The organism is Achromobacter sp., assembly GCF_032113835.1.
Taxonomy (GTDB): Bacteria; Pseudomonadota; Gammaproteobacteria; order Burkholderiales; family Burkholderiaceae_B; genus Achromobacter.
Window position 1 is genome coordinate 1 of sequence record NZ_DAMCTG010000102.1, and the last position, 18318, is coordinate 18318.

18 protein-coding genes are annotated in these 18318 nt (G+C 66.1%); 7 read left to right on the forward strand and 11 right to left on the reverse strand.

What is annotated here, in order from left to right; all coding sequences use genetic code 11:
- The 4 genes from RT697_RS23845 to RT697_RS23860 form a co-directional block, all read left to right on the forward strand.
- On the forward strand, positions 1 to 1094 hold a 1094-nt coding region (locus RT697_RS23845; protein ID WP_313702174.1), incomplete at its 5' end, for a hypothetical protein.
- Positions 1095 to 1384: 290 nt separating this feature from the next.
- The gene (locus RT697_RS23850; RefSeq protein WP_313702175.1) at positions 1385 to 1717 is read left to right on the forward strand and encodes a DUF4148 domain-containing protein; all 333 of its coding nucleotides are present in this window, start codon (positions 1385 to 1387) and stop codon (positions 1715 to 1717) included.
- 161 nt (positions 1718 to 1878) lie between these two features.
- On the forward strand, positions 1879 to 2046 hold the full coding sequence (locus RT697_RS23855) for a hypothetical protein (RefSeq protein ID WP_313702176.1): 168 nt from the start codon (positions 1879 to 1881) through the stop codon (positions 2044 to 2046).
- Between the two features lie 69 nt (positions 2047 to 2115).
- Positions 2116 to 2937 carry a hypothetical protein gene (locus RT697_RS23860; protein WP_313702177.1) on the forward strand — a complete coding sequence of 274 codons (822 nt, stop codon included), beginning with the start codon at positions 2116 to 2118 and terminating at the stop codon, positions 2935 to 2937.
- A gap of 12 nt (positions 2938 to 2949) precedes the next feature.
- Here the strand turns inward: RT697_RS23860 and RT697_RS23865 are convergent, their stop codons facing one another.
- Positions 2950 to 3999, reverse strand: coding sequence for a hypothetical protein (locus tag RT697_RS23865; RefSeq protein WP_313702178.1), 1050 nt, complete (start codon positions 3997 to 3999; stop codon positions 2950 to 2952).
- 330 nt (positions 4000 to 4329) lie between these two features.
- Here RT697_RS23865 and RT697_RS23870 point away from each other — a divergent pair, with 330 nt between their 5' ends.
- Both RT697_RS23870 and RT697_RS23875 read left to right on the forward strand, forming a co-directional pair.
- On the forward strand, positions 4330 to 6792 hold the full coding sequence (locus tag RT697_RS23870) for a penicillin acylase family protein (RefSeq protein WP_313702179.1): 2463 nt from the start codon (positions 4330 to 4332) through the stop codon (positions 6790 to 6792).
- Between the two features lie 227 nt (positions 6793 to 7019).
- Positions 7020 to 7463 (forward strand): hypothetical protein, encoded by a 444-nt coding sequence (locus RT697_RS23875; RefSeq protein WP_313702180.1) that lies wholly within the window; start codon positions 7020 to 7022, stop codon positions 7461 to 7463.
- Positions 7464 to 7540: 77 nt separating this feature from the next.
- Here RT697_RS23875 and RT697_RS23880 read toward each other — a convergent pair whose 3' ends face one another.
- From RT697_RS23880 to RT697_RS23925, 10 genes are all read right to left on the reverse strand, one after another.
- Positions 7541 to 8371 (reverse strand): DUF4377 domain-containing protein, encoded by an 831-nt coding sequence (locus RT697_RS23880; RefSeq protein WP_409517484.1) that lies wholly within the window; start codon positions 8369 to 8371, stop codon positions 7541 to 7543.
- 273 nt (positions 8372 to 8644) lie between these two features.
- The gene (locus tag RT697_RS23885) at positions 8645 to 9472 is read right to left on the reverse strand and encodes a lysozyme inhibitor LprI family protein (protein WP_313702181.1); all 828 of its coding nucleotides are present in this window, start codon (positions 9470 to 9472) and stop codon (positions 8645 to 8647) included.
- A 127-nt stretch (positions 9473 to 9599) separates the two neighbouring features.
- Positions 9600 to 11684, reverse strand: coding sequence for a DUF4387 family protein (locus tag RT697_RS23890; RefSeq protein WP_313702182.1), 2085 nt, complete (start codon positions 11682 to 11684; stop codon positions 9600 to 9602).
- Positions 11685 to 11817: 133 nt separating this feature from the next.
- On the reverse strand, positions 11818 to 12744 hold the full coding sequence (locus tag RT697_RS23895; RefSeq protein WP_313702183.1) for a LysR substrate-binding domain-containing protein: 927 nt from the start codon (positions 12742 to 12744) through the stop codon (positions 11818 to 11820).
- A 13-nt stretch (positions 12745 to 12757) separates the two neighbouring features.
- Positions 12758 to 13186 carry a VOC family protein gene (locus tag RT697_RS23900; protein WP_313702184.1) on the reverse strand — a complete coding sequence of 143 codons (429 nt, stop codon included), beginning with the start codon at positions 13184 to 13186 and terminating at the stop codon, positions 12758 to 12760.
- A 209-nt stretch (positions 13187 to 13395) separates the two neighbouring features.
- Positions 13396 to 13995: a nitroreductase family protein gene (locus RT697_RS23905; protein ID WP_313702185.1), complete on the reverse strand. Its 600-nt coding sequence runs from the start codon at positions 13993 to 13995 to the stop codon at positions 13396 to 13398.
- 195 nt (positions 13996 to 14190) lie between these two features.
- Entirely contained in the window at positions 14191 to 14721 is a 531-nt protein-coding gene (locus tag RT697_RS23910; RefSeq protein WP_313702186.1) for a hypothetical protein, read from the reverse strand.
- Positions 14722 to 14795: 74 nt separating this feature from the next.
- Positions 14796 to 15761, reverse strand: coding sequence for a tripartite tricarboxylate transporter substrate binding protein (locus tag RT697_RS23915; protein WP_313702187.1), 966 nt, complete (start codon positions 15759 to 15761; stop codon positions 14796 to 14798).
- A 44-nt stretch (positions 15762 to 15805) separates the two neighbouring features.
- Positions 15806 to 16315 carry a DUF3237 domain-containing protein gene (locus RT697_RS23920; protein ID WP_313702188.1) on the reverse strand — a complete coding sequence of 170 codons (510 nt, stop codon included), beginning with the start codon at positions 16313 to 16315 and terminating at the stop codon, positions 15806 to 15808.
- A complete protein-coding gene (locus RT697_RS23925) occupies positions 16312 to 17577 on the reverse strand; it encodes a flavin-dependent oxidoreductase (RefSeq protein WP_313702189.1) in 1266 nt (421 codons plus the stop codon). Before RT697_RS23925 ends, RT697_RS23920 begins: the two co-directional genes overlap by 4 nt.
- A 135-nt stretch (positions 17578 to 17712) precedes the next feature.
- Between RT697_RS23925 and RT697_RS23930 the strand changes: the two genes are divergently transcribed.
- Positions 17713 to 18204, forward strand: a complete 492-nt coding sequence (locus RT697_RS23930; RefSeq protein WP_313702190.1) for a MarR family winged helix-turn-helix transcriptional regulator — start codon at positions 17713 to 17715, stop codon at positions 18202 to 18204.
- The last annotated feature ends 114 nt before the right edge of the window (positions 18205 to 18318 follow it).

Genomic DNA, 18318 nt, shown 5'->3' on the forward strand with positions numbered 1-18318 from the left:
GGCACGCCATGCCCGATCATCGAATCGCATTGCGCCGCGCCGTCGAGGCCGTCGACCATCTGACCGACCCCGAACCGCCGTGGCGCGACATCCTGGACACGGCCCGTGATCTAGTCGGGGCCGACAGCGGAGCGCTCATCGTGTTCGACGCCAGGAACAAGCTGCTGACCCTGACCGCCATCGGTCTTTCCGACGCGTGCGCCTCGGATTACCAGGAGCACTATTGCAACTGCGACATCATTGAGCAGGACGGGCGCAACGCCCCCGCCGGCACCTGGCTGGACACCACGCGGATGTACGAACCCGCGCAGTTGCACCGCACCGAGTTCTATGCGGACTTCATGGCCCGGCATCGCATGGCGCAGGTGCTGGCGCACATCATCGAATCGAACACCGTGCTGCACGCCGCGATCGGCTTTCAGCGTTCGTCCGTCGACGCGAAGGCGGGCGACCGGCTGCAATCGGGTGATTACGCGCGCTATTTCCGCCTGCTGCGCCATCAGTTGTCGCAGCGCGAGCGCACCCGCGCCATCGGCTGGAAGTCGCTGGAAAGCGCCTTTTCCGAGGTCAATGAAGCGGTGCTGCTGATCAGTGTGGACTGCATCGTCGACAAGCTGTCGCCGCTGGCCGTGGGCTTTCTGGATGACGTGAATGGCTGGATACTGCACGGCCGCCGGCTGCGCCACGCGGACGCCAAGGTGCAGCGGCTGTTCGATGCGCACTGCGCCGCCGTGGCGCGCGACGGCCAGATGCGATCGATGGCCACCGCTTCGGGCTGGGGCGAACTGTTCTGGGTGGATATCAGCGCGGCGCCGCCCGCGCTCAGCCTCATCGGCGGCCGCATGCTGCTGGTGCGCATGCGCAAAAAGAGCGCCTTTGCCATGCCGGACGTCACCAAGCTGCAATCGGTGTTCTCCATCACGCATGCCGAAGCCGCGGTGCTGGCGGGGCTGGCCGCAGGCCACAGCGTCGAAGAAGTGGCCACCCTGCGCCACGCCTCCGTCCTGACGGTGCGCAAGCAGGTGGCATCGCTGCTGACCAAGATGGAGTGCAGCCGCCAGTCAGAACTGGTCCGTCTGGCGTCATTGCTGTAGCACGCGCGGTCGCGCCGCCCGGCGTACTCAATTTTGAGTATGTGGCCTGCACCCATGCGGCCCTACGATGAGCGCGAAGGCATGAGACCCTGGCCACCCTGCGCCTGTCGGGTCACCATCCCGTCTGCGCTCGCTATCGGCAGGCCCGCAAACCGGTGCCTCCCGCCCCGCCCGACCATGACTCCGCCCATCCGGCCTCGCAGCTGCCCTCGGCCGTGCGGCGCCATCGCGCACGTCCGAACGACACCGGCCCCAACGCTGCGCCCCCACGCGTCCCCAAGGAGCCATTCATGAAGCCTGTCCTGACATTCCGCGCCCTTATCCCCGCTGCGCTGGCGGCCTTTGCCCTGCTGTCCAGCCCCGCGGGTGCGCAATCCGCCTCCACGGCGCCGGCCACCGCGGCGCCATCCTCGGACTTCACGCCCACCCGGGCCGACGTCGAACGCGACCTGGCCGCATGGCGCGAATCCGGCCTGGAAGAACAATGGGCCGGCGAGGAAAGCCCCAACGTCAACACGCCCACCTACATCGAGGACTACAAGAAATACGAAACCACCATCCGGACCAGCGACATGGGCCAGCCGGCATCGCAGCCGCAGAGCGGCTCGCAGCGCCGGTGGTGATGCCTGCAACACGGTGACGACGCGCGGCGGCAGAGCGGCCTGCCCGCCGCGCGCCGCCGTATCGGCAAACATTCGGCGGATCAACTTGCATCTGGTAACGGAGGCGACACCATCGCCCTTTATCCTCCAGCCTCTTCTTTATCCGGACCCCGCCTTCCGGCATGACCGATACCCGCTACATCGAAGACCTGCGCCGCCGCTACAACGCGGGCGCCAAACTCAAGTTCGTCAATTTCTGGGGCCACCAAGCCGGCAAACCCAACCTGTGGCGCGGCCTGAACCTGCTGGGATTCGCGCTCATGCAGGTGCGGGACACGCTGCGGGCCTGATCCACTGCCGCCCATTCGCCGCCCACTCGCCTGCCACACCGGCAGCGCGGCACCGCCAACACCGACGCCATGACCGCCATCACGCACGCCCAGGCGCTGAAGAAACTCGCCGCCGACATCCTGGTCCAGACGCTGGACGAAGACCTTGCCCGCCTGCTGGCAGACGCCATGGCGCGCGCCCGCCATGACGCCGCCATCGCGGCCAACCCGACGGCCAGCGTGCTGCCGCCCCTGCTGCGCCGCTGGAACTGCGTGCTGCATGCCGGCGACGACGCGGCCTCGCCCCTGTATCGCCACACGACCGCCGTGGCGCTGGCCATCCTGCTACACAAGTACGGTATCGCCGACGCCGGCATCGCGGACCGCGCGGATGCCGCCATCGACGCCCTGAACGAGGCCGTGGCCCTGAGCGACGACTTCCATCGCAAGACCGCCGCCATCAAGACCGCCTTCCTGCGCACGCCGCCCGCGCCACTCAAGCGCGCGCCCGGCCTGCCCGACAGCCTGACGTTTTACCGCGCGGGCGACGTAGTGTCGTTTCAGCTCGATGGCCGCCATTACGCGGCCTATGTCCACCGCTGCGCGCAAACCAACCAGAGCCCGGTCATCGAGTTCTACGACGCCGTCTTCGACCATGTGCCCGCCATCGACGAACTACGCGATACGCCCGCGCGCGGCCGCCGCTACAACGACGGCACCGTGCGGGTCGAACGGATGTCCGTCGCCGGCATGAAGTTCATGCCGGATCCAGCCGGCCAGTTCGTGCTGATCAAGGCTTGCGTGGAAACGCCGCCCGACGCCAGCGGTCTGGGCGAGCCCATCGGCCTGTATGGCGTGTCGGACGTCTTCGATCTACAGGACGGCGTGGACGGGATGTTTGGGCGCAGCTGACCCTGTGCCGGCTCACGCCAAGTACGACGCCACTTCCTCCGGCGTCAGATAGCGCGTGAACGTCATGGACGGCTGCTGGGCTTCGTGGATGACGCCGTTGAATCCCGACCAGTTGCGCGTCGTCCCCTCGTCCGTTTCCAGCGCGATCAGCACGCGCTTGCCGTGCCGCGCCGGGTGGTCGCGCAGCGCGGCTTCGCCCCAGGCCCACTTCAGCATGTTCTTCAATTCGCCTCCGGCATAGGCGCCGGCCTGCAACCACTGGAAGTCGGCCGTGTCGCCGTCCATGTCCGGCGAGCGCGTGGCGATCTCCCGTTGCACGCCCAACGCCTGCGCGTGTTCGCCGATCAGGATTTGCAGCAGCGTGAAGGCGTGGAAAGTGTTGTTGATGGCATGGGCCTCGGCGATGAAACCCGTTCCGGACGCCGGCAGCACGACCACCAGTTCGTCTTCGTAGCTCACGCGCGACGCCAGCCACAGGTAATGCAGCTGATCGAACGGCAGGCTGTCGTTGAGCGTGGCCATGGCGTAAAGCAAGGCCATCAGCGCGTCGTCGGCGATGAACGCCTGATGATTGCCGCGGTGACGCAGAAGCATGGTCATCATGGGCAGCACCAGCACGTCAACGGCGGCTTGCAGGGCTTCAACCTCCCAGAATGCGTCCTGCGGCACCTCGGCCAATCTGGCCTGCGCATCGGTCCAAGCCTGGCGGTCGTCCTCCTCGACCTCCTCATCGTCCTCTTCCACTTCCTGCGCGCAGAACGGACGCAGGCGTTGCAGCCAGTCGCGCAGCAGCGCGTGCAGCGTGGGAAACAGGATGGCCGGATCGGCGCCGCCCTCCACCAGCGAACCGCCCATCAGCGCAAGCGCCGCGGCATGGGAAGGATGCAGTTGCGGCAGAAGATCGGCGCATTCCCGAAGGGCCGCGGCAGTGTTCGCCGGATTGCGGGCATGAGTCAGAAAGGCGCCAACCTCGGGCCGCTGGAAGAATTGCTCCATCGACTCCAGGTCGTCGGCGGCAAGGATGGGACGGGACAGGCTGCGTGCGAGGTCGGAGATCGGCATGAAGATACGGCTATGGGTGATGACGGCGGACGGCAAGCGCGCCGGCGGTATGCGGGGCGCCCGAGTTTACCGGCCGGATCGCGATGTCGTGACCAAAAATTTCATGCCTGCACGCGCGTTTCGAGGACTGGATATCAGCCGGCTGCGCCCCGCCCTGGCGCGGGGAGATCAACCAGGCGTTACAAGTCCTGCCAGATTTAATCAAATAAAACAGTTATCCCTGGGCTTCTGCTTTAGTTCTAGTCGCTGCATGGTGTTGCGTTCGGCGCGGCTTCCAGCGTCCTGCGTAGTGCCGGCATAGAAAAGATCAATAACCCGGAGGAGAAGTCTATGCGTACGTTAAAGCGCAGGGCCGCTGCATTCTTGGCGAGCGGCCTGATCGCAGTGCTGGCGGGCTGCGCCTCGCCAGGCGGCAAGAAGGACACGATCGCCATGGCGGGGCTGTCGCAGCCCGTGGAAATCGTCAGGGACAAACACGGCGTATCCCACATCTACGCCAAGAACCAGGCGGACCTGTTCTTTGCCCAGGGCTTTTCGGCCGCTCGCGACCGTCTCTGGCAACTGGACCTGTGGCGCCGCCAGGGCGAAGGCAAGATGGCCGAACAGTTCGGCCCGCGCTTCATCGAACAGGACCGCGCCGCGCGTCTCTTTCTGTACCGGGGCGACATGCAGGCGGAATTCGCCAGCTACCACCCCGAAGGCCAGGCCATCCTCACCGCGTTTGCCAACGGCATCAACGCCTACGTGAACTGGGTCAAGGCCAATCCCGACCAGCTTCCGCCGGAATTCAAGCTGACCGGCACCGAGCCCGGCTACTGGAGTCCGGAGACCTCGCTGATCCGCATCTACGGCCTGACGCGCAACGTCAGCGAGGAAGTGCGGATGTCCGAGCAGATCGCCGCGCTGGGCCTGAACAACGTGCAAGGGCTGAGCACCTTCGAGCCGCCGTTGGCGCTGCAGGTGCCCGCTGGCCTGGACGTAACCCAGATCAACAAATCCATCCTGGCCACCTACCGGCTGGCGCGGGACGGCCAGAAGTTCGAAGCGGGTGACTTCCCGCGCAGCCCGCTTGCCGCGGACGAGCGCGCCAAGCTGGCCAGCGCGTTGTCCGAGGGCCGGCTCGCGTCGCTGGACCCGGCCTTCGATCCGCTGGCGCCGCGCTACGAGAGCAACAACTGGACGCTGAGCGGCGAGCGCACCGCCACCGGCAAGCCCATCCTGGCGGGCGACCCGCACCGGTCCATCACGATGCCGTCGCTGCGCTACATGGTCCACCTGAATGCGCCGGGCTGGAACGTGATCGGCGCGGGCGAACCGTCATTGCCGGGCGTATCGATGGGCCACAACGACCGCATTGCGTTCGGCCTGACCATCTTCGCGTTCGGCGACGAGGAAGACCTGTACGTCTACGACACCAACCCCGCGAATCCCGGCGAATACCGCTATCAGGGCCGCTGGGAAAAGATGCGTCAGATCGACGAGAACATCCCGGTGCGCGGCGCGTCGCCTGCGATGCGCAGCCTGAAGTTCACGCGTCATGGTCCAGTCATCCATGAAGATCCGGTGCGGCGCAAGGCGTACGCCCTGCGCGCCGCCTACCTGGAATTTCCGGGCACGGCCGCCTACCTGGCCAGCCTGCGCTTGAACCAGGCGCAGAACTGGAACGAGTTCGTGGCCGGCATGGAAAAGCACTACACGCCCAGCGAAAACATGGTCTACGCGGACGTGGACGGCAACATCGGCTGGTTCGGCGGCAGCATCGCCCCCATCCGTCCGCGTAACGACTGGTCCGGCATGCTGCCCGTGCCCGGCAATGGCGATTTCGAATGGCGCGGCGTGCTGCCCGGCAGCTCCCTGCCCCGCGTCTTCAACCCGCCCGAAGGCTATGTCGCCACGGCCAACGAGTACAACCTGCCCGCCAACTATCCGTACAAGGACATGTCGGCGCGCACCTGGGCCGAACCCTTCCGCATCCAGCGCATCCGCGAGGTGGTGGCCGACGGCAAGGGGCTGACCGTGCAGCAGTCGCAGGACCTGCAGTTCGACAATCTGTCGATTCCTGCCCGCACGCTGGGCGGCTACGCCAAGTCGTTGAATTCGGCGGATGCGAACGTCGGCGCGGCGCTGAGCCTGCTGAAAGACTGGGACTACCGCATGGCCACGGACTCCCGGGCCGCCACCGTCTATGCCTTCTGGCTGCCGGAGGTCGTCAAGCGCGTGACCGACCTGTATGTGCCGGCAAACGGGCGCGCGGCATTCGGCGAGCTGTCCACCCGCAAGACGCTGGAAAAGCTGGCCACGCCCGATGCCGCCTTCGGTCCTCGTCCGGACCAGGGCCGCGACGCCCTGCTGTTGCAGGCGCTGGCCGATGGCCTCACCAAGCTGACCGCGAAGATGGGGCCGGATTCGAAGCAATGGCAGTGGGGCAAGCTGCACCACATCCAGTTCGATCACAGCCTGGCCAGCCTGCTGCCGCCCGACACCGCCAAGGCGTGGGGCACGCCGCGCTATCCGGTCGGCGGCGACAACGACACGGTGCACCGCGCGACGTTCCGCAAGAGCGACTACCGCGTGACCAGCGGCGCGTCGTACCGCCAGGTGATCGACGTGTCCGACTGGGACAACTCGCGCGTGCAGAACGTGCCGGGCCAATCGGCGGATCCGCGCAGCCCGCATTACCAGGACCTGCTCAAGGGCTGGGCGACGGGCGAGTACTTCCCGATGGCGTTCAGCCGGGCCAAGGTGGAGAGCCAGCGGTCGGACACGCTGACGCTGCAGCCGGCGGTCAAGTGAGCTGAGTTGCGTGCTTGGGTCGGTGTCAGACACCCGTCGGAGATGGCCGTCAGCTTGCGGCGGCGTCTCAATGGGTGTCTGACACCTGGGTCCAAGTATGTGGCGGCATCACAACGGGTGTCTGACACCAGGGCTGACGAGCGCCGCTTGCTGGGGCGATTTAACCTGCGATGGCGCCCTTGATGTTTGTCATTTCGTGGCGCCATTCGCGGGCGGAGAATGCCGTCATGACCCTCTATCCCGTGCTGCTCATCCTGCATCTGCTTGCCGCCTTCCTGTTCGTCGGCACCGTCACGTTCGAGGTGCTGTTTCTTGAACCGGTGCACCGCCGCCTGCCGCCCGACGTGCGCAAGGCGCTGGGCAGTCAGCTCGGGCCGCGCGTGCGTTCGGTGGTGCCGTGGTCGGTGGCGGTGCTGTATCTGGCGGGATTGGGACTGGCTTGGCAACACCGCGGCGCGCTGTCCGCGCCGCTGGCCTCATCGTTCGGCCTGCTGCTGTCCATCAAGATCGCGCTGGCCGTCAGCGTGCTGATTCATGTGGCGACTGCGCTGGTGCTGGCCAAGCAGCGCAAGCTCACCAGCGCGCTGCAAGGCCGGCTGCACCTGAGCGTCTTCTGCCACATGCTGGCCATCGTGGTGCTGGCCAAGGCGATGTTTTACGTCACCTGGTGACCGGGCGCCAAAGGCGCTAATCGCGAACAGGGCGCTAACGGCGCGGATCGCGCCGATCTCGCTAGCGCCCCCCACACTTACTTGCGCTTGCCCGAGGCGTCCTGCTCCACCACCATGTCCAGCACGTAGACCTTGGACGGCGCATCGGCGGGCGGGTTCTTCCAGTCGTAGCGCTTGACGCGCAGCACGGTGCGCACGCCCTCCTGGTGCTCAAACCCTTCGATCGACTGGTACAGCGGTTGCCACTTGTCCGGCGCCGGCAATGCGATGCCCGCGTCATTGAACTTGCGTTCACGCACCATCAGGCACTGATAGTGCGGAATCATGGGATGGCTGCATTCGGCGCGCTTGGCCGCCACTTCCAGGAACATGACCTGTCCGGCGCTGCCGTACAGCGTTTCCGGCGTGGGTTCGCCGACGAACTTCAGCACGCTGCCGTCCTGCGTCGTCAGATCCAGCGCCGGTTCGGCCTTATCACCCGACAGCGTCACGCGCAGATCGCCCTTCAGGCGCTGGGCGATCTCGGCATCCAACTGCATCAGGCTTTGTTCGCACGCCTTCATCGTGGACGCCAGGTTCGCGATGGTCAGCACGCCGTTCTTGTACGTGAACCCGCCGAACTGCGCATTGCAGCCGCCGCGGATGTTCACGCCGTCGTCCTTGAAGGTCAGGCGCACCTGGTGCTCGACGCCCTTTTGCAGCGCCGCGATGGACTTGCCCGCGGCGTCGGTGGCGGCGGTCAGGCGCCAGTGGTAGGCGCTCAGGCTGGCCTGAGTTTCGGCGGAGGTAGCGGCGGACGTGGTGGCGGAATCAGGCATGGCGGACGATCCTTCGCGGGGTGAGGTCGTGGGCGCGCAAGCAGACAGCAGCGCCGCGCAGACGGATGCAAGAAGGATGGTTTTTTTCATGATTGGTTCCTGTCAGCCGCGTGGCCTTGATGAAAAGCGGGATTCTACGTCCGTGGCGTGGACGAAATCGCCGCCACGCGGGGCAGTCCGTTTCCAAATCTTGCGGCTGGGCCGCCTCCGGGCGGCCCAATCGAAACGTTGGCGCGCCGCGAGCCGCGCATGGGAAATGTCCATCCGGCGGGCGCGGCCAAACCCTCACGGCCGGCGCCCGCGCAATTACAGTCTGACACCTTCCCCGGCGGCCCCCCGCGCGGCCGCGCACGCCTGAACGCGCTACTTGTCAGCGGGATACGCCGGGCTCGCCAGGCAGGCCTGCGCCCATTCGTAGTCGTCGGTATCGAAGACGTCGCCGTCGATCTTGGGCAGCGGCTTGTCGGCATATTTGAAATCGGGCGCAGCCGGCGACCGGTTCCACTTCGTCTTGCCATTGCCGTCGTCGCACGCCTCGTCGGCGCTGCTGAACGAGCACGACGCGATGACCTTGGGCTTGCCGTTCACCACGTTGGCCACGTAGCGCTTCGTGTAGACGCCGCCGGAAGCCCAGTATTCGTCGACCGAGCAGACGCGGTCATTGTGCTGGTAATGGCGGGTCGCGAAGCAGGAGTAGTTGTTGTAGTCGGGCGGCAGCACGTCGCACGACGACGCGAAGCCGGCAAACGGGCCGCCGGTGAACTGCGCCCGGAACTTGCGCTGATCCAGCGCCCGCGCGACCAGGACCGGCGTGTCGGACCCTTTGGCCTTTTCCTTGAACTCGGCGCTGCGCGCAAGCATCAGGCTGCGCGCGGCCTGCGCGGGGGTCTTGCCATCGGGCAGGAGGTCGGGCGACTCGATCAGTCTTTCCAGTGCGTTGTCGCGCGCCGCCAGCCAACGCTTCTGGCCGTCGACCAGCATGGTGCGGATCTCGGCATCGGGCGCGGACTTCAACAGTGCGTTGTAGCTGCGATTCAATTCCGCGTCGGCGGACACCGCGCCGCGGTCGGCGCAGATCAGCTTCTCGACGCCGGTGGATGCCTTCTTGCAATCGATGGCCAGCGCGGGCGCGGACAATGCGAACAAGCCAGCCAGGGACAACAACCGTAGTGCGGGAATTCCAGGTTTCATCGGATTCTTCTCGGGTTCGATGGCGGTTGGACAGCCCGCAATTCTGGCATGAAACCGGGGACGCCCCGAAAACGGCACACCGCCGATCGCCCTCCCCGGATGCGATCGGCGGCGTCATCAACGCGCGCTACAGCGCCGACGCCATCGCCAGCCGCTCCGCGTAATGCGGAATCGACAGGCGCTCGATGACGGCCTGCTGCTGCGCCCCGAACACGTCGCGCTCGTCCGGCGAAGCCGAAATGTTCGGGCGGTCGATGGTCAGCTTGATGGCGTTGCAGCTATCCACGAAGAACGTGCCGACCACGCGCTCGGGCGCCACGCCCAACACCCGCGCCACGTTGGCCGGGCAGAACACGTTCGAGCGCAATGCGGCTTCGTAGTCGGCAGCCGAATTGAACACGATGTCGAACGTCAGCCGGTTGATGCCCGCGTCCTTGCTGCGGACCACCACGGCCATGTCGAGCAGTGGCTGTTCGCGCTGGGGCGAGCCGTCGGGCGGCACGTCGGCGATCAGGGACAGCGTGCGATCGTCCAGATTGCCCTGGTAGTCCGTGATGCCGATGTCGTAATACCGCGGCCGGCCGGACCCGCTTTCCGTCCACGTCTTGCCGTTGGCGCGGAAGTACGTGATCGGGAACATGCGGTTCTTGATGATGTCCTCGTTCTGCAGCAGGTGGTAGAGCGTCCATTCGTAGGCATCGCCCGCATCCATGTCCAGGCGCGAACCGTCGCGCGCGGCGGCCAGCGACAGCAGGCGTTGCAGCTCGGCGTGATGGCGGTCTGCAAGCACGCGAGGATCGCGGTCGATGGTGCGCACGAGCGCGACCGGGTGGCTCGCGTCGGCCTCATGGATTTTCCATGTCGCGGCGCGCAGCGCGTCCGGAAACTCCGCCTGAACCAGCGTGATGACGGCGTCCTTGATCATCGGGTAATTCGCCTGGAACACCGGATCGCGCGTGCCGCTGGGAACCACCGCGCCGTATTGCCCGTCCTCGCGCCGGAAGCTCACCAGATTGGGCGACAGCGGATAGGCGATGTTGCCGGCGGTGGCCTTGCGGCCCGCATAGCCGTAGTGGATCAGATAGTGAGTCAGCAGGCTGGCCAGCGTTTCAGCCGCCTGCGGCGTCGCCGCGCACGTTTCCACGATCAGGCCCAGCTCTTTTTCGCCCTCGCGCAGCGGCACGGCTTGCACGCCGTTGCGGCCATAGACCAGCACGTCGCCGGGGACGCGCGGCAGATCCGCGGGGTCCAGATGGACCAGCGACACCTTGCGCTTGCCCAACCGCCGCGCGCCCTCCAGCTTGATGCTCCACGGCCACGGCTTGCCGGCATGCACGAACTGGCTGTTGCGGATGCCGGCTGTGCGGGCGTCACGCGCGAAGAATTCCGTATGTTCCATCGCCAGGATGCCTTCGGGATAGAACTGCAATTGCGGATGGCTTTCCTCGTAGAGCGAGTGCGCCGCAATCGAATACGGCGTGCAGCGCCGCCCCGAGTCCGGCGCCACGAAAAGCGCCGTGCCGTCGTCGTAGATTTCGGCAACCAGGCAATCGGACGGCGAGCCCGGGTCGCAGGCCAGCGCGCCGCATTCCAGCACATGGCCCACGTGATACGCCAGACCCGGGTCGATGCCGCGGCGGATCATGTCGGACGCGAACAGCGCAATGTCGCACGCGCGGCCGGCCAGCACGTACTTTGCGCCGCTTTCCAGCGCCGTGATGAGCGGATGCACGCCCATCTGACCCACGATGGTGCTCTCTTCGAGCGCCGCTGCGTCCAGCTCCGGCCCGGCGCCCGTGGGCCGAAGCGCGCCCGCCCGGAATTCGCGGATAACGCTCGCCGGATCCAGCTCGGACCGGATGACGGCCACGGCGCGGTCCTTCACGCCCAGCTCGTCAAACACTTCCTTGGCGACGTCGATCATCCAGTCCAGGTTGCGGTTGCCGCCCGCCATGCCGCAGCTTCCCAGGATGACCGGACCCTCGATGCGTTCGCCCGCTTCGACCATGTGGCGAAAGTCCGCCTTCACGGCTTCGCGTTCGAAGTATTCGGTTCCCGTGCCCAGGTAATAGGGGCCGGCGTCCATCGATCCCGCATCCGAGATCACGGCGTCGATCCGCCCTTCCAGCGCCTTTTGCAGCGATTCACGGGGAAATCCATATCCCAACGCTCCGCACGCGGACACCACGCGATAAACCAGCTTAGCCATCATCACTCTCCAGTTCTGCAGGCCGCAGACATTGCGGTTGCTGCATGGGAGTGAAGATTGCGCCTGCCGGCGAAACAGCAAAAATACTATGTTGATATGCGGGTATCGGCGGCGGATATGGCCTTTTAGCGGCGCGTCAGGAAGGCAGCGGTTCCGCGCCGGCCAGTCCTTTTTCCCGCACTTGCTGCATCACGAATTCGCTGAGCAGCGTGCGCACCGCGTCGGCGGGCGGCGCCAGCGGCACGTCATTGGACGCGATGACCGCCGCCGTCAGATAGACGGGCGGTTCGATCAGCACCGCCGACACCATCGCGTTGCCCGGCTGGCCCGAGAAGTCACCCAGCGGCAGGATGGTATGGCCGATGCCTGCCTGCACCGCCGACAACATGCCGGAATAGACCTCGGTCTCCGCCACCACTTGCGGCGCGATGCCGGCCTCGGAAAACAGCCGGTCCAGCAGATTGCGCGTCATGTTGGGATGCGCGGGCAGGATGAGCGGCATGTCGGCCAGTTGCTCGAAGCGCATGGCGGACGGCCGGCGCCCCGGCTTGCGCGGGCTGACCACGAAAAGCCGTTGCCGGAACAGCGGTTGGCGCGCAAAACCCGTGGTCGGTTCGTCTTCGAACACCAGCGCCAGATCCAATGAGCTGTCGCGGATGCGCGAGCCCAACTGGCCGCTGGCATCGCTGCTGAAACGCAGGCTGATCTTGGGCAACGCCGCCCGGCACTTTTCCATCAGTTCGCCGGCCAGAAACGACGCCAGCGTGGACGACATGCCGATGCGAACCACGCCCTGGATGTCGCCGCTGAGCGAGCGCACGATCTGCGGGATGCGCTCCATGCGGCTCAGGATGGAAGCGGCTTCCGTGTAGAGCGCCGCGCCCGCGGGTGTGGGGCGCGCACCTCGCGCGCTGCGATGCAGCAGCGTCACGCCCAGTTCTTCTTCCAATGCCGCGATCTGCTGGCTGAGCGCCGGCTGCGCCACCGGAATGAGCGCCGCCGCGCGGGAAAAACTGCCCGCCTCAACGATCTTCACGAAGTACCGGAGATGGCGCAGCTGCACGGAAACGCTCCGGTCAGAACGTCACCGTGACCGACGGCGCGCTGCGCCGGGCTTCGCCATGGAACACGGCTTCGATGTTGTTGCCGTCCGGATCCAGCACGAAGGCGCCGTAGTAGCCGGGGTGGTATTCGCGAAATCCCGGCGCGCCGTTGTCCTTGCCGCCGTGGGCCAGCGCCGCCTTGTAGAACGCGTCGACCATTGCCTGATCGCGCGCCTGGAACGCAAGATGGTGGCGTCCCGTCAATTGGCCCAGCGCGGCCTGGCTGTCGGCCGACGAGACAAAGAGCTCGTCCGCCCAGAAGTAACCATCGGCCGTGCCGCCCATGGGCACCTCGAGGGCATCGAACACCGCCTGGTAGAAGCGCTGGCTGGCCGGCAGGTCACGCACGACAAGCTGGATGTGATCGATCAGACGGCCGCGATGAAGCTCGTTGGTCTGCATGACGTCTCCTTGCTGGTAGGGGATCGGTCGACTATAGCGCCATCCGGCGCGGCCGATATGGGGGCTCGGTCAAACGGATACCACCCGCAGGCGGGCCGGAATTTCGGCCATGATCCGGCTGCGCAATGACAAGACCCGCATTGCCCTGTCGAGCAATGCGGGCCTGAAGACCGCGGTCATGTGGGGCGTGCCAAGCACGCCCGGAGCGATCAGCCGAAGACGCGGAAGCGGTCGGCGTCGTCCATGAAAGCCTTGTCGCTGAAACCGGCTTCGTTCGAGCCAAACGGCATCTGCGCGCGCAGCTTCCAGTAGGCGGGAACGTTCCATTCGCGCGCGACGGCGGCGTCGATCAGCGGGTTGTAGTGCTGCAGGCTGGCGCCGACACCGGCGTTGGCCAGCGCGGTCCACACGGACAATTGGGCCATGCCGCCCGACTGCTCGGACCAGACCGGGAAGTTGTCGGCGTACAGGGCAAACTTTTCCTGCAGGCTGCGCACCACGTCCTGGTCTTCGAAGAACAGGATGGTGCCCACGCCGGCGGCAAAGCTCTTGAGCTTGGCTTCGGTCTTGTCGAAACCTTCGGCGGGCGCAACCTTGCGCACTTCTTCCGTGGCCAGGTTCCACAGCTTGTCGCTTTCGGCGCCAAACAGGATCACGGCGCGCGAGCTTTGCGAGTTGAAGGAGGACGGGCTGTGCTTGATCGCGTCCTGGATCAGCGTGGTCAATTCTTCCTTGGAGGCCGACAGGTTGCGGCCCAGCGAATACTGCGTGCGGCGCTGCTTGAGCGCTTCGAGATATGCGTTGCTCATTATTTGACCTTTCGACCAGTAGATAGAGATGACGATGGGAGGCATTCTACCGGCTCGACCATGACGCGAATACCCGTTCAAACGCACTTTGGCTGGAACATACTGTTCCACTGGTGATGCCAAAGGGGCAGAAATGTGCGATCCGCGCGATGAATCGGCCGCCCTCAGACGGCCGGTTTCAGACGCCTGTTCTCGTCAGAGATCCATGTCCAGGACGCGCGTCACCGTATCGCAGGACGCGCATTGGCCTGCCACGATGAGATTGCTGAAGAAGTTCTGCACGGTGTCCGGGTCTTCGTCCCAGAGCTCGTCCGTGCCGTCGTAGTCGAACTGCGCGAAGACGCTGAACCGCGTGCCCTGGCAGGCGGGGCAAATGAAAGCCTGGGCCGCCCCCTCGCCGCGGATCTTGGCTGAGCAATCCAGCTCGCCGTGATATCCGTGGATGTCGCTGTCGAACACCACGACGCCTTCCGGCGCGCCGTCCCATTTCACGGCCAGCGGCGACACGAATTCGTAGTCCTCGACGTGTTCGTTGTAATCGCGCAGGTCAAACCCGAAGATCTCGCCCGTCTGCGCCCCGTCCGCGCCCAGCAGGCGGAACGCGACAGCGACCTCGCCGCGGTCCTCCACGAGCAGCGGCGCGGGCGCCGTGCGCACGCCGTCCAGGCAACGAGGGGGATGGGAAAGGACGTGATCGTAGGTGGGGTCGGACGTGGGATCGGACATGCAGCGGGTCTCCTGTGAAGCACGAAGATTTAAAGAACTTGTGACTATAGACAATTGCCGATCCCGTCGATCCGTCAGTCGGCGCGGAACCCCGTCGCCTTCACCACGTCCGCCCAGCGCTTCGATTCCGCCGTCAGCAAGGCCTGCAGCGCCTGCCGGTCCGAGCCCACGACGACGAATCCGGCCTCGCCCAACGTTTTCACGGCGGCCGGCTGGCGCAGCGCGGCGGCGCTGTCGGCCTGCAGGCTGGTCAGCACGGCGTCCGGCGTGCCGGCCGGCGCAAACAGCGCAAACCACGCGCCGAAGTTGACCGCAGGCAGACCACCCTCCGCGAACGTCGGTACGTCAGCCAACGCAGGCGAGCGCTTCGCGCCCGTGGTGGCCAGCGCGCGCAGCTTGCCGCCCTGCACCTGGGGCGCAGCCAGCGCCGTCGTCACGAAGGCCGCCTGCACGCCACCGGACACCAGTCCCGACACGGCATCGCCCGTTGACCGGTAATGGATGGCTTCGATCTTCAGGCCCGCCTCGCGCGCAAAAAGCTCCGCGCCGAAATGGCCCGGCGTGCCCGCACCAAAGGTGGCGAAGTTCACGCGGTCCGGCGCCTTCTTCGCCGCATCGACGAAGGCCGCCAAGTCCTTGTAGGGCGAGCTGGCCGGCACCACCAGTACGAAGTCGGCGCGCACGACCTCGGAGATCGGCGCGAAATCGCGCGGCGGATCGTAGTTCAGGTTGCGGTAGGTGGCGGGCGAAATGCTGATCGAGCCGACCTCGCCCAGCAGCAGCGTCTGGCCGTCGGCCGGACTGCGCGCGACGGTCTGCGCGGCAATCTGACCGCCCGCGCCGACCTTGTTCTCCACCACCACGCTTTCGCCCAGGATCGGCCCCAGGTGCTGGGACAGGGTACGGGCGACGATGTCCGGTCCCGTGCCGGGCGGAAAGCCCACGTTCAGGCGCACCGGCCCATTGGGAAACTGGGCGGCTGCCGCAAGCGGCAGGCACAGCATGAAGCCGCCCAGCAGGCGGCGCAGCATCGTTTGCATGGTTGTCTCCTGGTTTTTTTAATGCCGCGGCGGCTGCCGCGGGTTCAGCAAATGCGATAGAAGCGCAGTTCGACGCGGTCTGGGTAGCGGGCGCCGGTGCCGATGAACAGGCTCTCGTTCATCCAGCCGAGCGCGGGCGACGATGTCTCAAAGCGCGGATAGCTGCGAAAGTAGATGCGCGCCGGATCGACGGCTTCGCCGCGCGCCAGCCGCGCAATGTCCTCGGCGCTGCCCGTGCGGATGCCGGTGTTCTCGACATACACGCGCTCGCCCGCGGGCGTCTCGATCACGTATCGCGCGTGTATGTCCGTGAACGTGGCCGAACGGATGATCTGGAAGTCCGCGCCGCCGGGCAGCACCTTGCCGGACAGGCGCGGGCCTTCGACCGTGCCGCCGGTGATCGGGATCACGCGGCGCCGGCCCTGCGGCGTATCGCCCACTTCCTGCGGCGCGCCCACGTCGACGACGACGGTGGTCACGTGTTCCAGCCGGGGCGCGTGGGGTTCGTGGATGGCTTCGTTGTTGGCTTCGTTGTTGGATTCGGGGCCGCTCAAGGTTTTTCTCCGCGGGCAAGACGCAGCGCGGCGGGGTCAAAGCCCGCCAGCTGCTTGTAGCGCAGCGATACCGCCGCCAGCTCCTCGCCCGATATCACGTCGTTGATGTTCGCAAAGCCTTGCGGCGCGCGCTCTTCGGCCATCTGCATCACCTGTTCGGGGCCGTTCAGACGGTTGCGCAGCACGATGCCGGCGGTGCGCGGCAGGCGTTCGGCTTCGTACTCCAGCAGCGCGATCTCTGCCGAGCGCGCCTTGCCCCGCTCGGCCTGAGCCAGCCAGTCGGCCAGGCAGCGCGCGTCCAGAATCGCCTGAGCGGAGCCGTTCGAGCCGATGGGATACATCGGATGCGCCGCGTCGCCCAAGAGCGTGATGCGCCCGCGCGTCCAGCGCGGCAAGGGATCGCGGTCGACCAGCGGAAATTCATAGATCGCCTCGGCGCCGTCGATGATGGCGGGGATGTCGATCCAGTCCCAGCGCCAATCGGCGAACCGATCCGCGAAGACGGACTTGTCGACCTTGCGGTTCCAGTCGGTGGCGGGCAGTTCCGCGCCGGGGATCGACAGCTCGGCGATCCAGTTGATGAGCGAGCGGCCTTGTTTGCGCAGCGGTTCCGAGATCGGGTAACAGACGAATTTCTGGTCCTGGTGACCCGCCATGAACATGCTGCGCCCGTCCAGATACGGCGGCGCCTCGGTCACGGCGCGCCACAGCATGCGCCCGGAAAACCGGGGATCGTCCCCCACCGGATGCAGCTGTCGGCGCAGCGCCGAGTGGATGCCGTCGGCGCCCACCAGGATGTCGCCGTGCACGGTCTGCAGCGCGTTGTCCGCGCGTCGGCGGAACTGCGCGTGCACGCCCGCCGCATCCTGGCTGGCCGATTCCAGCACCATGCCTGGCACGATGGCGTCCGCCCCGAGCCGGTCGCGCACGGCCTCTGCCAGCAGCATCTGGAATTCGCCGCGATGCACCGAGAACTGCGGCAGCGGATAGCCGGCCTGCAAGCCGCGCGGTTCGCGCCAGATCGGCTGGCCGAGCTTGTTGTAGTAGTGAAGCTGCGAGGTCTCTATGGCGCGTTCGGCCAGTTCGGGCATGAGGCCCAGTTGCTCGATCTCGCTGACCGCGTGGGGCAGCAGATTGATGCCGACGCCCAGCGGCCGCAATTCCTGCGCACTTTCATAGATGCGGCAGCCGATGCCGCGCCGATGCAGCATCAGCGCAAGGGTCAGCCCGCCGATACCGGCGCCGGCAATGACGATTTGCATGTCTACTCCTGGTCTTATTTGTTATGCAACATAACAAAATCGCCCCGCGTTTCGCACGAGGGATTTCCCGCAATCCGGTGGCGCGGCGGAGACGCCTGCATTAGTGTTGAGGCCCCGTTTCACGATACGCCCCCGATGTCCAGAGCCTCCGCCCCACACCCTCGCCGCCCTGCTGCCCGAGGCGAACACTTCGATCCGCATGTGCCCGGCATTCAGTACGGCGCGCTGGACGACCTGGTCGGCTACGCCATCCGCCGCGCGCAGATCCTGATCTACGAGGATTTCCTGGCCGCGCTGGCGCCGTGGGACATCACGCCGCAGCGTTATTCCGCGCTGACGCTGATCGCCGCCAATGAAAACCTCAAGCTCACCGACCTGGCGCGCATCCTGGGCATTGCGCGCTCGGGCGCGGTGCAGATCGTCAACCAGTTGCAGGACCTGGGCTACGTGGAGCGCCAGGAGGCCGAACACGACCGGCGCGCGTACGCGCTGGCCATGACGCGGGCCGGCCACACCGCGCTGGCCGCCATCACCGAGGCCGTGCAGGCGCACGACGCACGCATCAGCGGCAAGCTGGGCGCGGCCGAACGGCGCAAGCTGATCGGGTTGCTGGGCAAACTGGGATAACGCGGCCCCGATATCGCGCCCTTTCCACCCATCCGGGCATTCCCCTATTACCTCAGCCACGTCAAAAAACTATCGTATTCGAGAATTATCAAATAAGAGAATTCTCGCTTCCGA

Coding starts and splice junctions, on each gene's coding strand:
- RT697_RS23890 (WP_313702182.1), bottom strand. CDS start 11,684: ATGATGGCTAAGCTGGTTTATCGCGTGGTGTCCGCGTGCGGAGCGTTG.
- RT697_RS23910 (WP_313702186.1), bottom strand. CDS start 14,721: ATGTCCGATCCCACGTCCGACCCCACCTACGATCACGTCCTTTCCCAT.
- RT697_RS23930 (WP_313702190.1), top strand. CDS start 17,713: ATGTCCAGAGCCTCCGCCCCACACCCTCGCCGCCCTGCTGCCCGAGGC.
- RT697_RS23905 (WP_313702185.1), bottom strand. CDS start 13,995: ATGAGCAACGCATATCTCGAAGCGCTCAAGCAGCGCCGCACGCAGTAT.
- RT697_RS23865 (WP_313702178.1), bottom strand. CDS start 3,999: ATGCCGATCTCCGACCTCGCACGCAGCCTGTCCCGTCCCATCCTTGCC.
- RT697_RS23870 (WP_313702179.1), top strand. CDS start 4,330: ATGCGTACGTTAAAGCGCAGGGCCGCTGCATTCTTGGCGAGCGGCCTG.
- RT697_RS23875 (WP_313702180.1), top strand. CDS start 7,020: ATGACCCTCTATCCCGTGCTGCTCATCCTGCATCTGCTTGCCGCCTTC.
- RT697_RS23850 (WP_313702175.1), top strand. CDS start 1,385: ATGAAGCCTGTCCTGACATTCCGCGCCCTTATCCCCGCTGCGCTGGCG.
- RT697_RS23900 (WP_313702184.1), bottom strand. CDS start 13,186: ATGCAGACCAACGAGCTTCATCGCGGCCGTCTGATCGATCACATCCAG.
- RT697_RS23880 (WP_409517484.1), bottom strand. CDS start 8,371: ATGAAAAAAACCATCCTTCTTGCATCCGTCTGCGCGGCGCTGCTGTCT.
- RT697_RS23885 (WP_313702181.1), bottom strand. CDS start 9,472: ATGAAACCTGGAATTCCCGCACTACGGTTGTTGTCCCTGGCTGGCTTG.
- RT697_RS23855 (WP_313702176.1), top strand. CDS start 1,879: ATGACCGATACCCGCTACATCGAAGACCTGCGCCGCCGCTACAACGCG.
- RT697_RS23860 (WP_313702177.1), top strand. CDS start 2,116: ATGACCGCCATCACGCACGCCCAGGCGCTGAAGAAACTCGCCGCCGAC.
- RT697_RS23925 (WP_313702189.1), bottom strand. CDS start 17,577: ATGCAAATCGTCATTGCCGGCGCCGGTATCGGCGGGCTGACCCTTGCG.
- RT697_RS23915 (WP_313702187.1), bottom strand. CDS start 15,761: ATGCAAACGATGCTGCGCCGCCTGCTGGGCGGCTTCATGCTGTGCCTG.